This window comes from Streptomyces sp. NPDC059255, assembly GCF_042752355.1.
Taxonomy (GTDB): Bacteria; Actinomycetota; Actinomycetes; order Streptomycetales; family Streptomycetaceae; genus Streptomyces.
The window spans coordinates 142,633-155,873 of sequence record NZ_JBHYZP010000006.1 but is presented as its reverse complement, the minus strand read 5'-3'; the positions used below and the strand labels follow the sequence as shown (position 1 = coordinate 155,873).

General features: G+C 69.2%; 6 protein-coding genes. 3 read left to right on the top strand and 3 right to left on the bottom strand.

The window, feature by feature from the left end; all coding sequences use genetic code 11:
* Positions 1-25 precede the first annotated feature (25 nt).
* Positions 26-469 carry a hypothetical protein gene (locus ACFXKG_RS11030; RefSeq protein ID WP_384835637.1) on the top strand — a complete coding sequence of 148 codons (444 nt, stop codon included), beginning with the start codon at positions 26-28 and terminating at the stop codon, positions 467-469.
* On the opposite strand, the gene ACFXKG_RS11025 is transcribed toward ACFXKG_RS11030, so the two are convergent.
* On the bottom strand, positions 466-960 hold the full coding sequence (locus tag ACFXKG_RS11025; protein ID WP_384835634.1) for a hypothetical protein: 495 nt from the start codon (positions 958-960) through the stop codon (positions 466-468). The two genes, ACFXKG_RS11030 and ACFXKG_RS11025, sit on opposite strands and share 4 nt — an antisense overlap.
* A 57-nt stretch (positions 961-1,017) precedes the next feature.
* Positions 1,018-7,989, bottom strand: a complete 6,972-nt coding sequence (locus ACFXKG_RS11020; protein WP_384835631.1) for an RHS repeat-associated core domain-containing protein — start codon at positions 7,987-7,989, stop codon at positions 1,018-1,020.
* Positions 7,990-8,257: 268 nt separating this feature from the next.
* On the opposite strand from ACFXKG_RS11020, the gene ACFXKG_RS11015 reads away from it, so the two are divergent.
* Both ACFXKG_RS11015 and ACFXKG_RS11010 read left to right on the top strand, forming a co-directional pair.
* Entirely contained in the window at positions 8,258-11,824 is a 3,567-nt protein-coding gene (locus ACFXKG_RS11015; RefSeq protein WP_384835628.1) for a DNRLRE domain-containing protein, read from the top strand.
* A 147-nt stretch (positions 11,825-11,971) separates the two neighbouring features.
* Positions 11,972-12,433, top strand: a complete 462-nt coding sequence (locus tag ACFXKG_RS11010) for an RlpA-like double-psi beta-barrel domain-containing protein (RefSeq protein ID WP_384835626.1) — start codon at positions 11,972-11,974, stop codon at positions 12,431-12,433.
* A 95-nt stretch (positions 12,434-12,528) separates the two neighbouring features.
* Here ACFXKG_RS11010 and ACFXKG_RS11005 read toward each other — a convergent pair whose 3' ends face one another.
* Complete coding sequence (locus tag ACFXKG_RS11005; protein WP_384835623.1) at positions 12,529-13,110, bottom strand: DUF4232 domain-containing protein; 582 nt, start codon at positions 13,108-13,110, stop codon at positions 12,529-12,531.
* Positions 13,111-13,241 lie beyond the last annotated feature (131 nt).

Sequence of the window (13,241 nt, the reverse complement as noted above, 5' to 3'; positions counted from 1 at the left end):
GACCCGCCGACAAAGGAGAGACAGGGTGCTGGGACTGCTGGGCTTCTACGACGAACTCGACGCCGGGCCCGGCCAACCGAACGGCTCCCTGCACGACGCGGTCCGCCCCACAGGCAAGCCGGACGAGGCGGACCTGGTGGCCTACCTGGACGCCGGCCACTACCTCATCGACGTGATGGAATCCGGCCGCGACGTCCTCACTGGGCGCCCTCACCGGCACTCCGCGGGCTGCTCATCGCTACTCACCGACGGCACCTGGCTCTGGCGCCAGGACTTCCCTCACTACGTCGAGACCCATCACGCCGCGCTCCCCGAGGCGTTCACGGAGCACGTGCGCGGCCAAGGCTTCCGGATGCCGCCCCTCATCACCGCGGAGTTCGCTCCCCACTACAACGAGACGATGCCCGTGGTCGGCTGGACATCCCTCGTCCCGTGGCGCTCGCCTGCGGCGGTACTGAAGTCGAACTAACTTACCCGGCCATGGATCTCCCGAATTGCTCGTCGATACCCGTCAAGTCGATCTTCATCCCACTCCACAATCTCCGCAACATCTAGCGCATTTCTCGCTTTGACCTCACTCCCCCCGCTGATCGCTTCTCGGTAAATCACCCAAAGACCATCGCGAATCAATTCATGACATTTCCAGTAAATGCTGGACTCGACAGAATCCCCATCCTCCTCTCCGGACGCAATGGAGAGAATCAGCCAGACAAGATCCTCCCTGCCACCCAACGTGTCAGGGCCTCCGAGTGCCGCCATCGCCACAGAAGTGACCGCAGGCGCAGGCGGCATGAGATTCGATTGGATGAAGACATGCCCCTCAAGGGAACGGATGGCAGAAAAACTGCCCCCCACACCCTCCCGCAGAACACCTAGAAAGTGATCCGCAGATTTTCCACACCCACACTCCACGGAATGCCAATCATGGCGATCCATTTCCATACGAACCATTTGATACATAACAAAATACACCTTTAGTTGAAGTCTGCAATACGGAGAGTCCCCACGCTCAACCCCTCAGCCGAACCAAGGCCCGTCGGGAACCCCGCCCACTCCCGGACTGAAACTACTCGACGGATAGTCTAGCTGGCATTTCGGGCAGACAAGTTTCCCAACCGCTCGATATCCAGACTCGGTTGCCTCAGCAACGTAGGCCGTTCCAAACTTCACCTTGCTCCAATCCCCACCAAGAGCTTCCACCACATTTCCCTCTGCACAGAAACTGGTCCCGCAGTTAGCGGTACTGGGGCCGGACGAAGCGACCGCCAAGTCCCCGGTGTCTGTGTGATAGCCGGAGGCGTAGGTACGAGAGGCGGTTCGCGCGGTCCTTTGAGACACGGCAGCCTCTTTCGCCAACTCGTTTCCACGAGCGGCTTGACCTTCCGGCGTCCATCCTGACGGTGCCGCTTCCACACTGGAATACGAGGGCCTGGATTTTGCTCCGGCTGATCCACGAGGGGTGGGGCCCGTCGGCGCAGCCTTCGGGCTGCCGCCCCCGCTTCCCCGTTTGACGACCTTGGAGGCGACCGCCTTGGCGCCCTTGGCGACGGCCTTGCCGATCGCTCCGCCGACGGCCCCGCCGACAGCCCCGACCGCGGCTCCCTTGCCGACCGCTTTCGCGAAGCCGCCCAGGCTCTTGTCCGCCTCGGAGTCCATCGCGTTGCCGACCGCTCCCGCGACCCCGCCCGCGATAGCCCCGCAGGACGCTCCCACCGCCACGGCGCCGACGCCGCCCGTCACCGCACCCGCGCCGACCGCTACCGTGCCGCAGGCCACGCCCACCACCACTTCGGTGGTGATGGTGATGATCTCGGTCTTGTACTTCTTCCAGAAGCCCTTGGCCTTGCAGATGAAGTCACAGGGGGCGGGCTTGGTCACCGTGACCGTTTTGGTGATCGTGTATGTGACCGTCGTCGTGGTGCCCGAACTGCCGCTCCCCGCAGTGGATTTGCCCCCGCCCCCGCCACCGCCACCGCCCTTCTTCGTACCGCCGCCGTAGTGCGGGGAAGGGTTCTGTGCCCCCTCTCCGCAGATGTCCGCCGGGCACAACCCCGTCGGGTCGCTCGAACTGACCGGGCTGTTGCCCGCGTACGCGTAGCCGTTCATCTGGAGCGGCTCGGTCATGTCCATGACCGGGTCTGCCGAGAGGAAGCGGCCCGCCGCCTGGTCGTATTCGCGGGCGCCCAGGTGGGTCAGGCCCGTGGCCGCGTCGTCGATGCCGGTGCCGAGGTAGCCGCGTCTGTTCGGCCAGGCAGTGGGCTTGGAGCCGCGGGCCTCGCCGTACGGTTTGAAGGCGCGGCGCGTGACCGTCTGGGACGCGCCCAGTTCGACCGTGGTGTTGGCCGTGCCGAGGTGGTCGGAGATCAGGGCGTTGAGGGTGTGGCCCGTGGTGGCGCCGTTGACCGTGGTGCGGACGACCGTCGGGGCGCCCGGCTGGGAGTACGCCCGGGAGGCCCGCGTGATCTTGCCGGTGGCGTCGGTGGTCAGCTCGGTCTCGCCGAGGTAGAGCGTGGAGCCGGTCGGTGAGTTCTCCAGGATGCGGTTGCCCGCCGCGTCGTACACGTACCGCGTCCTGACACCGTCGTCCGTGATCGTGTCGAGCTTGTTCTCCGCCGTCCAGGCCAGGTTCTGGGTGGTGGCGGGGAGGTCGCGGACCGTGGTGTTGCCGACGTCGTCGTACGAATACGCGCTGCTCTTGCCGCCCGCCGTGGCGGACACCGAGGTGAGGGTGTGCGGCTGGACCAGGCCCTTGCCGGTGACCTGGCGGCCGTACCGGGAGGTGTACGTGACGCTCGATGCCGCGTCGGCCGGGTCGTGGTCCGTCAGCGTGGCCCGGTTGCCCAGCCAGTCGTAGGTGAAGGACTGGCGGTATGCCGTGGAGCCCGTCGAGACCGTCGTCGGCGCGGGCGCCGCCGCTGCCAGCGAAGTGGTCAGGCCCGCGCTGGGGGTCGTCGTGTCGGTGGCCGCCGTCGGCGCGTCCGCGACCGGGCCGCCGGAGGGCTCGCCGTCCGCGCGGTAGCCCCAGTTGGTGCCGCCGGACGAGCGGCAGCCGGTGCCCGAGGTGCCGGGGGTGATGTTCGACGTCCAGGCGTGGACCAGTTCGCCGAGCGCGTCGTACGTGTAGCACTGGTTGTCCCAGGTGGAGCCGGACGCGTCGGTGAGCTTGCGGGAGTTGGAGCTGATCGTGCCCGAGGCGTCGTACGAGTAGTAACTGTCCGCGACCCGGTAGGTGCCCGCGGTCTCGCGGTCGGTGACCGTGCGCTGGAGGCTCCCGGTGTGCTGGTCCACGAAGTTGGTGGTCCAGACCCGCGACGGCTGCGACCCGCTGACCGAGCGCAGCGGCTCGCCGTACGGGGAGTAGGTGATGTCGGAGGTGTACCAGGAGATGCCCGAGGTGGACTCCGGCAGCCCGTCGTCGTACCGCGTGACGACCTTCTCGGCCGCCAGCCCGCCCTTCGCCGGGAGCGTGACCGACAGCGGCTTTCCGGTGGGCGTGTAGGCGTAGGAGTACGCGTATGTCCCGGAGAGCCCGGCTGTTGTCGCGTGGGAGGGGATGACCGTTTCCCGGCCGGTGACCTGGTAGTCGGTGTCGTAACCGGTTACCCGGTCGATGTAGTCGCCCGTCGCGTCGCGGCGGATCGAGGCGACGGGCAGCCCGGTCGCGCCGGGCAGGGTGTCGTACGTGAACTCCTTGACCGGCGCCGAGGTCGCCGAGCCCTCGCGGACGGCGACCACGCGGTCCAGTTCGTCGTACTGGGTGTGGACACTCTTACCGAGCGCGTCGGTGGCCCGCGTCCGGCGGTCGGCGGCGTCGTACGCGAAGGTGGAGGTGCCGGTGTCGGGGTCGGTGGAGCTGGTCAGGCGCCCGCGGACGTCGTACGTGTACTCCCAGGTGTTGCCGGCCGGGTCGGTGACCTTGGTGTGGTTGCCGCGCGCGTCGTACGTGTACTTCGTCGTCCGCTGGGTGCCGCTGCCACCGGCCTGGGTGTGGTGCTGGACCGAGGTGACGCGGCCCTGCGCGTCGGTGAAGCTCTGGGTGGTCGGGGCGGTCTGGCCCGGCGGGTCGACGTAGACGTAGTCGTCGCCGTACGTGGTGTACGTCGCGTACTTGAAGTCGGCGCCGTGGTAGACGGAGGAGCGCATCGGGCGTTCCAGGCCGTCGTACCGTGTCTTCGTCTTGTTCGGTACGAGGGACTCCGAGACCCGGGCGAACAGTTTGGTCTCGGGCTCGCCCTGGGCGAGGTAGCCGCCGGTCTGCTCCAGGACCAGGCCGTGGTCGTTGTACTTGGTGTCGGTGATGATCCGGCCGGCGCCGTGGGCCTCGCCCTGGGTCTGCACCGGGCGGCCCAGGCCGTCGTAGAGGGTGACCTCGGTCGCGTAACTCCCGTCGTCCTTGAGTGACTTGACGGTGACGGCGGCGGGGCGCGTCTCGTCGGGCGTCGCGACGGCACCGCGGTAGGAGATCTGGGTGTCCGGGGACTTTCCGCCCGAGGAGCGCCCCGGCGACCAGCCCTTGACCAGGCGGCCGAGCGCGTCGTACTCGGTCCTGGTGACCCGGCCGTTCGGGTCGGTGGCCGTCAGCGCGAGGGCGCGCCCGGGGTCGTACGCCGTCGTGGAGGCGTGGCCCTTCGCGTTGATCTGCTTGACGGCGGTGACGGGGCCGCCGCTGTCGCCCGGGGTGTAGACCGTCTCCGACGTGCCGTTGAGCGGCGTCGTGACCTTCCGGACGCGGCCGAGCGGGTCGTACGCCGTCGTGGTCGTCACGGAGTGGGCCGAGCCGCCGCCGTCGAGCTCCGCGATGACCGTCTCCAGCCCCTTGGTCGGGGCGGCTCCCCATGCCTGGCCGTCGAAGGAGGTACGGGCCGAACTCAGCAGTTCCGTCGCGGGGTCGGCGGTGTCGAAGCCGGAGCAGGGCGTGGCGGTGGAGCGGGTCTCCTTGGCCTTGCCGATGATCCAGTCGGCCGTGTTGTGGAGGTAGGAGGTCCGCAGGCAGACCTGGTCGCTGAGGGTCTCGCCGGTGCCGTTGGGCTTGACGACCGACATCTCCAGCTGGGTGGGCAGCCCGTAGGTGTCGTCCACGGTCGTCTCGGTCCGTACCGCCCGCCAGCTGTCGCGGACCGTCTGGACGGCGTCCGTGCGGGCGACCCAGGTGCGGTGGGCGAGCAGCGGGTCGAGATCGGTGCCGTCCTCGGCCTGGCGAGGTCTGGAGGCGGTCTGCTTCGATCTGGGGAAGGTCAGGCTCCGGGTGAGGACGCGGCCTTCCGAGTGCGCGTACGTCAGCGTCTCGGCGGTCATGCCCGCGAACTGCGGTGCGTCGTCGGCGAGCAGGACGACGGCGTCCTTGGAGTCCTTCACCTGGCCGCCCGCACCCTGGAAGAAGCGGGTGACGGTGTACGACTGGGACTGCGGTTCGCCCTGCTGGGAAGTGGACTTGCTGCCCTTGGTGACGGCGACCTGCCGGTAGCCGCGCCAGACGCTGTACGTGCGCAGCGCGGGACGCAGGAACTCGTCGTCGGCCTTCTGCCAGGCGGGGGAGGTGTACTTGTACACGGTCACGACGGGCTTGCCGTGCGTGGTGACCCGGTCGGTCTCGGTGACGGAGGCGACGACGTACTTGTTGAACCACGCCTTGGCCGGGGTCTTCTCCTCCCCGTCCGGGGACCAGCGCACCGGGTAACAGGTGGTGTTGTTCCTGCCCTTGTCGGTGGCGGGCTCGGCCGCGCAGCCGCCGGTGTACTCGACCTGGATGTCGCCGCCGTTCTCGGTGGCGACCGTCCCGATGCGGGGGCGGGTGAAGCCGGGGGCCTGGTCCCCGGGCCCGGTCGGCACCCGGTTGGGCAGCTGCCGGTCCCTCAGACGGGCGCGCAGCGGGGAGGAGGATCCCACCCGGTATTCGCCGAAGCTGACGCCGTCCTTGGACTGGAGGGTGCCGGTGGTGTCGCCGGGGGCGAAGCCTCTGCGGGTGATCGAGTTGAGCCAGAGGCCGGGGGTCGTGTCGTACCAGCCCTCGGGGAGGGACTGGTGGAGGGTGTACGTGTCGACCTTGCCCAGCGTGCCGACGCTCTGGCCGGGGCGGGCGGCCTTCGTCGTCACCGTGTCCAGGCGCAGCTGGGTCCAGAAGGACGGGAAGGCGGGGCACAACTTCGAGGTGGACTTGCAGTTGAGGTTGCCGGGCGTGTCCCACCAGGGGCGGTACGCGCCGGGGTCGTCGGTCTTGGCGAAGTTCGCCGGGTCGCAGGCGGCGGCCGACGTCAGGCAGCGCTGCTGGACGCCGAACTCGACGGTGGCGGACGGCTTGGTCAGGTCGGCGGTGCGCATCCCGTACTCGATGGAGACGGGGTGGGCGGCCCGGTCGTACTTCTCCGGGGACTTGAACTTCTTGTTGACGGAGTAGTGGTTCGTCTCCTGCTTCCAGTTGACGACCATCGCGTTGCCGTGGACGTCGACGACCTTGTCCATGCCCCACTGCCACGCCGTCCGGGTCCCCGCCCCGCAGCGGGAGGCCGCGAAGGTGGCGGAGTAGCAGGGCTCGTCGGGGTGGTTGCTGTAGACGGGCACGGTGGAGACGGAGTTGGTGGTGGCGTGGCCGCCGCCGACGGCGTTCAGTCCGTAGTAGTACGCCGTGCCGTCCGAGGTGGTGACCACCCAGTACTCGCCGTCATAGGCTCCGTTGGCGGCACCGGTCTTCAGCTCGACGCGCGTGCCGTCGTCGTTCTGCGGGCGGTAGGTGTTGGTGTCGCCGACTCTGACCAGTTCGGTGGTCCGGCCGTTCAGTGACATCACCGCGTTGTACGACACCCAGCACAGGTCGGACGTCCGGTTCTTCTCGGCGGTGTTGTTGGGGGTGCCGGCCTTGAGCTTCTTGGTGTCGTCCTTGCAGGAGCGGTAGCGCCGCTCGATGTGGCCGGGCTCGTACTGCCAGCCCTCGCCGATCCACGAGGCCTGCGGCGAGGAGACGGCCGTCTTGCCGTCCACCTCCTGGGAGTCGTACGAGAGGGAGATGTTCGGGGACGGGCCGGCGGGCGTCGGTGGCACGGTCAACGGATACGACCAGGAGAAGGAGCCGGACGAGCCGCCCGCGGCCCAGGTTCCGCTGGAGGCCAGCGGGCTTGCCGTGAAGGAGCCCTTCGTGCCCTTACCGGAGTCGGTGAGGCCGAGGACGGTGGCGGCGCCGGCGGCCGTGGCGGCTCGCGGACGGCCCGGGTAACCGGCGCGCGTGACGCTGGAGGCCGTCTTCGCGCCGTCCGCGGCCGTTTCCGCCCCCGTGTCGACCGTCGCGGTGACCGTTCCCGTGGCGGTGTCGTTGACCGTCTCCAGTTCCTCGTACGCCTGGCACTCCTCCCGATCGGGGGTGGTCAGGTAGCACGCGGGGAACTGGACGAGGCGCAGCCGCGAGGCCCAGTCGGCGCCGTACAGGTTCTTGAACTTCTCGTAGTCGAACCGCACGGAGACCGGCACCGCGCCGGAGTCCGGGGGCCGTACGGTGAGCAGCGCGCCGTCGAGTCCCTGGGCGACCGTTTCCGTCCGGCCCGCGACCGTGACCTGCCAGGTGCCGGTCGGCGCGGCTTCCCCGGGCGCCTGCCCCAGGCTGACCGGGAGGTCCGCCACGGGGGTCACGTCCGCCAGGAGGTCGACGGCGGCCGTAGGGGCCGCCGCCGTGCTGACGCCCGCCGTTCCGGAGGCTCCGGAGCCGAAGGTGACCGACCCGGTGTCGGCGGGCGGCACGGTGGTGGTGCCCGCAGGCGCCCGCTGAAGATCCTCCGGGGTCTCGGTCTTCAGGCTGTCGAGGTTCCGGTTGACGGTCCTGCCCGACACCGTCCGGTCCTGGTCGAGCTTCTCCAGGACCAGTTCCTCGCGCCCCGTCTTCGCCGGATCGGGCGGGATCGCCAGCGCCGCCTGAGCGGGCAGCAGCGTCACGAGCAGAGCGAGGCCGAGCCCCGGCACGAGGGTGCGGTGGACACGACGCCGACGACGGCGAGTTTCAGACATACGAGACACGCCAGATCCCCCAGGGACGCCACATGAAATGCAGGTCGGATGCAGAACGCGCCGATTCTGTAGGGGAGTTGAGAAGATTGACCAGAGAAAACGTAAAGAAAGTGATCATCGTCACGTTGGGGTGACGATCGCTCACCAATGCGTCATGATCTGCTCGCTCGCTCACTCCGTGTGCCCGGACGATCCGGACCCGTGTGGGTGGCTTCGTAGCTCCGGCCGGCGTTCCGCCGTACGCCGGAACCGAGGGGGGATCTCGCTCATGTCGGAACGCCGGTACCGCCTGCCCGGCCGGCGCGCCATCGCCATGGTCTGCGCCGCCGGCATCGCCGCGAGCGGACTGACCTACGCCGGGCTGCGGTTCGCCGGTACGGAGCCGGACGCCGAGACCAGGTCATCGACGCGATCCGGCGGTTCGGAGGTGAGCGAGAGCGACGCGATCACCCGGGCGTCGAGAACCGGAAAGCCGGTGGAGGTCACCTCGCTGCGTACGGCCGACTCCACCACCTGGGCGCGCGGTGACGGTCTGATGTCCCGCGAGATCCACGTGTCGCCGATCCGGGCCAAGGTCGGCGGCGAGTGGAAACCGATCGACCTGTCGCTGCGCAGGACGGAGCGGGGGTGGGAGCCGAGGGCGAGCAACAGCGGTGTCGTCTTCTCCGCGGGGTCCAAGGCTGACGAGAACCGTGGGGAGCGCGCGTCACGCTCGGACCGTACGAGCCGCTCGGACCGTACGTCCCCCACACGCCGCGTCCCGTTCCTCCAGGGCCCCGCCACGAACACCGCCGCGGACACCACCGCCGTGAACGCCCTCACCGCCGACGAGCCCGGGAGCCCGCTGGTCACCCTCCGCTCGCAGGGGCACGACATCCAGCTCTCCTGGCCGGGCCCCGTCCCCGAGCCGGTCATCGACGCCAACCGGGCGCTCTACCCCGAGATCATCCCCGGCGCGGATCTGGTGCTCACGGCGGACGACAACGGGTTCGCCCAGCTCCTCGTGGTGAAGAACCGCACCGCCGCGGCCGACCCCCGCGTCACCCGGATCGCCTACGGCCTCACCTCCCCCACCCTCACCTTCCGCCTCGACCCCCTCTCCGGCATCGTCGTCGCCGAGAACGCCTACGGGGACGAAGTGGCCATGTCGCCCACGCCCGTGATGTGGGACAGCGCGGGCGCCACGGCCGTCACCGACGGCGGGGTCGGCGCCACCGCCCAGCCCACCGCGCCCGAGGAACTCCCCGCCGACCCGACACCCGAGCCGCAGGAGTCACCCTCCGACGAGGAGAGTCCGCCCGGCGACGGTACGGACACCGGCGCCGAGCCGGACAGCGAGACCGACGAGCAGTCCGACCCGTACGAGGAAGTCCTGCCCTCCGCGAGCGACGAACCCGTACCGGACACCCCGGAGTCGCCGCTCCCGCCCGCCCCGGCGGAGCCGACGGCCGGTCCCACCCACTCCGGCCCCGACGCCACCCTCTCCCTCCCCGGGCTCGACGGGCCGTCCCCGGACTCCCACGGAGCCCTGGTCGACGCGGACCTCTCCGGCGCCAACTGGCACATCACCCCTGACGCCGAGCTGCTGTCCGACCCGTCCACGGTCTTCCCGGTCTTCATCGACCCGTCGGTCACCAAGCACACCCAGAACTGGACGACCGTCTACAACCGCTACCCGAACGCCACCTTCTACAACGGCAAGGGCTTCAACAAGGGCGGTACGCACGAGGCCCGCGTCGGCTTCGAGTCCGACACCTGGGGCACCTCCCGCTCCTTCTTCAACATCGACTTCGACAAGTCCCTGAAGGGCGCGGTCATCACCAAGGCCAGGCTGCGGGTCCTGGAGACGTACGCCTGGTCGTGCAGCGAACGCGCCGTGAGCGTCCATCTCACCGGCGAGGTCAACTCCAAGACCAACTGGAAGAACGCCCCCAAGCTCCACAACGGCAACAAGATCGCCACCAAGAGCTTCGCGCACGGCTGGAAGTCCCACTGCCGCGACGCCTACGAGACCTTCGACGTCAGGAAGTCCGCGCAGAGCGCCGCGGACAAGGGCTGGGACTCCATCACCTTCGGCATGCGCGCGGTGAGCGAGAAGTCCCAGTACGCATGGAAGAAGTTCGCCGCCAACGGCGAGAACGGCCCCTCACTCGTCCTCGACTACAACCGCCGCCCCGGCGCACCCACCGGTCTCGACCTCAACCCCGAGTCCAAATGCACCACCACGGAGCCCTACGCGCGAATGGGCGCGGGCGAGATCTCCTTCGTCGCGTCGGCCACGGACAAGGACAAGAACCTCACCCACCTGGACTTCGACCTCTGGCCGACAGGAAAGTGGGAGACCACCGGCGACCTCCTCAAGTCGACGGGCAAAGTCTCCGTCGGCAAGGACACCGGCAGCGCCCGCGTCACCACATCCGGCTTCGACACCGGCAAACTGACCGACAACACCGTCTACTCCTGGCGGGTGAAAGCCTTCGACGCCACGGGTTCCTCCTCCGGCTTCTCCCCGAAGAACACCCCCTGCCGGTTCGTCCTGGACACCGCCGCGCCCAAGCCGCCCAAGGTCTCCTCCGCCGACTTCCCGAACGCGGACGAGAACGAGAACGGCTTCGGCAGCCAGCCGGAGGACTCCGTCTGGTCCACGAAGAAGTTCGGTACGCCCGGTTCCTTCACGGTGCGCGCCCTCGACAAGGACGTCGTACGGTACGAGTACGGCTTCAACTCGGCGAGTTACCCGTTCAGCCTGGCCCGCACCGCGGGTACCGCGACCACCACCAGCGCGACGCTCGCGAACGCCAGGCCGCCGGCCGCGGGGCCGAACGTGCTGTACGTACGGACCGTCGACGGCGCGGGCAACGTCTCGACGCCGGCCAAGTACTTCTTCTACGTCAGCCCTCGCGACAAGGCCGACGCCCCCGGCGACATGACCGGCGACGGGCTGCCCGATCTCCTGACCGTCACGGAGAAGGGGAACCTCAGCCTGTACATCTCCCAGACCAACACCGACCTCACCAGGGCCACGGGGAAGCTGGGCTACTCCATGCCGAGCGCGTACCGCGCCAACCCCGCCAAGGACCCCAACGGCGATGACCTGCCGGCTTTCGTCGCCGCGCCCACCGGGCACTTCGACAAGGCCCTCATCACCCACAACGGCGACATCTACGGCGGCGACGGCCTCCAGGACGTCGTCGCCCGGGTCGGCGGAAAGCTCTGGGTCTACCCCGGCGACGGCTACGGCGCCGTGAACATCGACAAGCGCCGCGAGATCCTGCTCCCGTCGGACGCCCCCGACCCCGCCACCTTCACCCAGCTCGTCTCCGCGGGCGATGCCACGGGAGACGGCAAAGCCGACTTCTTCGTCACCGTCGGGGACGCGCTGTGGGTCCTCACCGGCTACAACGGGGCGACCATCGAGAAGGCCACCCGCCTCTCCGGCGCCTCCTGGGCCGACCGGGACACCGTCATCGCCCTCGACGTCACCGGCGACGGCATCACCGACCTGGTCTACCGCTCCGACTCGACCGGCCGACTGCTGCTCCGTACCGGCGTCAAGTCCGCGTCCGGCGGGGTCGACCTCAACTCCCTCGCCACGGGCGCGAATTCGGGAGCCGGCAAGGACACCGAGTACGCGGCGTCCGGCTGGTCCGGCACCGCGGTCCCCCACCTCATGGGGACCCCGGACGTCACGGGCGACGGCATCCCCGACATCTGGGCGGTCCACGCCAACGGCTCCGTACGGCTCCACCCGGGCAGCAGGACGGCGCTGAGCGGCACCGGCACCGACGTCATCGCGCCCTCCTCCTGGTGGAAGACCCGCCAGACGATCGGCTGAGCGAGCAGGCACCGAGGGCCGGACGGGGCGGGAGTGGCCGGAAGGTGCGGCGGGTGAGCCGGAAAAGGTCTGGGAAAGCGGTCACCCGCCCAGGACTCTTGGTCTAGACCAAGAGTCACGTTGCCTACGGTTCGAAGGGTTGATCGCATGTCCCCCACCACAGCCACGACCCGGAACAACACCCGCGTCCGCCCCCACACCCGCGCAGGCCGCACCGCGGCCCTGCTGGCCGGGGCTTCCTCGCTGCTCGCGCTGGGCGTCGTCGGTGCGACCACCGCGCCGGCCGCCGCCGCGCCGAGCGGGGCGCAGGCCACCGGCCAGGCGACCTGGTACAACACCGGCCTCGGCGCCTGCGGTTGGTCCAACAACGACGGCGAGCTGGTCGTGGCGATCTCGACCGCGCTGTACGGCAACTATCCCAACCCCAACAACTCGCCCCAGTGCGGACGGCAGATCCGCGTCAACGGACCGCTCGGCTCGGTCACCGTGAAGGTCGTGGACAAGTGCATCGGCTGCGCCACGAACGACGTGGACCTCAGCCCCGCCGCGTTCTCCCGTATCGGTGACCTCAACGCGGGCCGGATCAACGTGAGCTGGGACTGGGTCTGACCGCGGGGAGCGCAAGGCGCACAAGGACGGGGCCGGGGCCGGGCGTACGAGCTCCGGCCCCGGCCCTGTAGTGGCCTGGCATCGTCAACGGCACATCACCAGATGATGGCGTCGTCCATCGACTGCTGCCAGTAGGTGACCTTGAGGGAGTCGTCGACGTACACACCCTTGGCCGGCAGCGCGGGCGCGGCCCCCTTGCCGACGCTCCCGATGCCGCTGCGTCCCTGGAAGTAGACGTCCAGGGCCTTCGACGTATAACCGTCCTTGCCGCTGCCATCGGCGGCGGAGAGGTTCACCGAGGCGTAGCCGGACTCACCGGGCTTCAGAGTGACGACGGCCTGCGGCTTCGACTCCTTGATGACCGGCGGTACGGACTGGGTGTAATCGAACTGGACGGCCGGGTAGCCGTACAGGAAGCAGGTGTTCTTCCCGGTGTTCGTGACCGTGAGGAGCAGGTGGTTCAGCGGCCGGCTCAGCGGAGTCGCAACGGTCTTGGTGACGGAGCCCTCACAGGTGACCGAGGCGGCAGCGGCCGAGTTCTTCGCGGACGCGGCCTTCGGGGCGCCGTCGTCGGCCACGCCCGTCCCCGCGCTGAACGCGGTCACGGAGAGCGCAGCGAGCGCGACGCCCGCGGCGGCGGTGAGAAAACGGGTGCGGGAGTTCCGGATACTGGACATGCGGTAGCGCCCCTTGGATGTACGGGTGGGTGTGCTGCTTGGATGACTGCAGCTTGCGCCGTCATCCGTCCCAGCCGCCAGGCATGGCACGGAGTTCGGGACGCTGGAACGCGGGAACGGACTCTGACCAG

Bases quoted from the DNA above. Each gene is read 5' to 3' on its own strand.
- ACFXKG_RS11015 (WP_384835628.1), top strand. From the start codon at position 8,258: ATGTCGGAACGCCGGTACCGCCTGCCCGGCCGGCGCGCCATCGCCATG.
- ACFXKG_RS11005 (WP_384835623.1), bottom strand. From the start codon at position 13,110: ATGTCCAGTATCCGGAACTCCCGCACCCGTTTTCTCACCGCCGCCGCG.
- ACFXKG_RS11020 (WP_384835631.1), bottom strand. From the start codon at position 7,989: ATGTCTGAAACTCGCCGTCGTCGGCGTCGTGTCCACCGCACCCTCGTG.
- ACFXKG_RS11025 (WP_384835634.1), bottom strand. From the start codon at position 960: ATGTATCAAATGGTTCGTATGGAAATGGATCGCCATGATTGGCATTCC.
- ACFXKG_RS11010 (WP_384835626.1), top strand. From the start codon at position 11,972: ATGTCCCCCACCACAGCCACGACCCGGAACAACACCCGCGTCCGCCCC.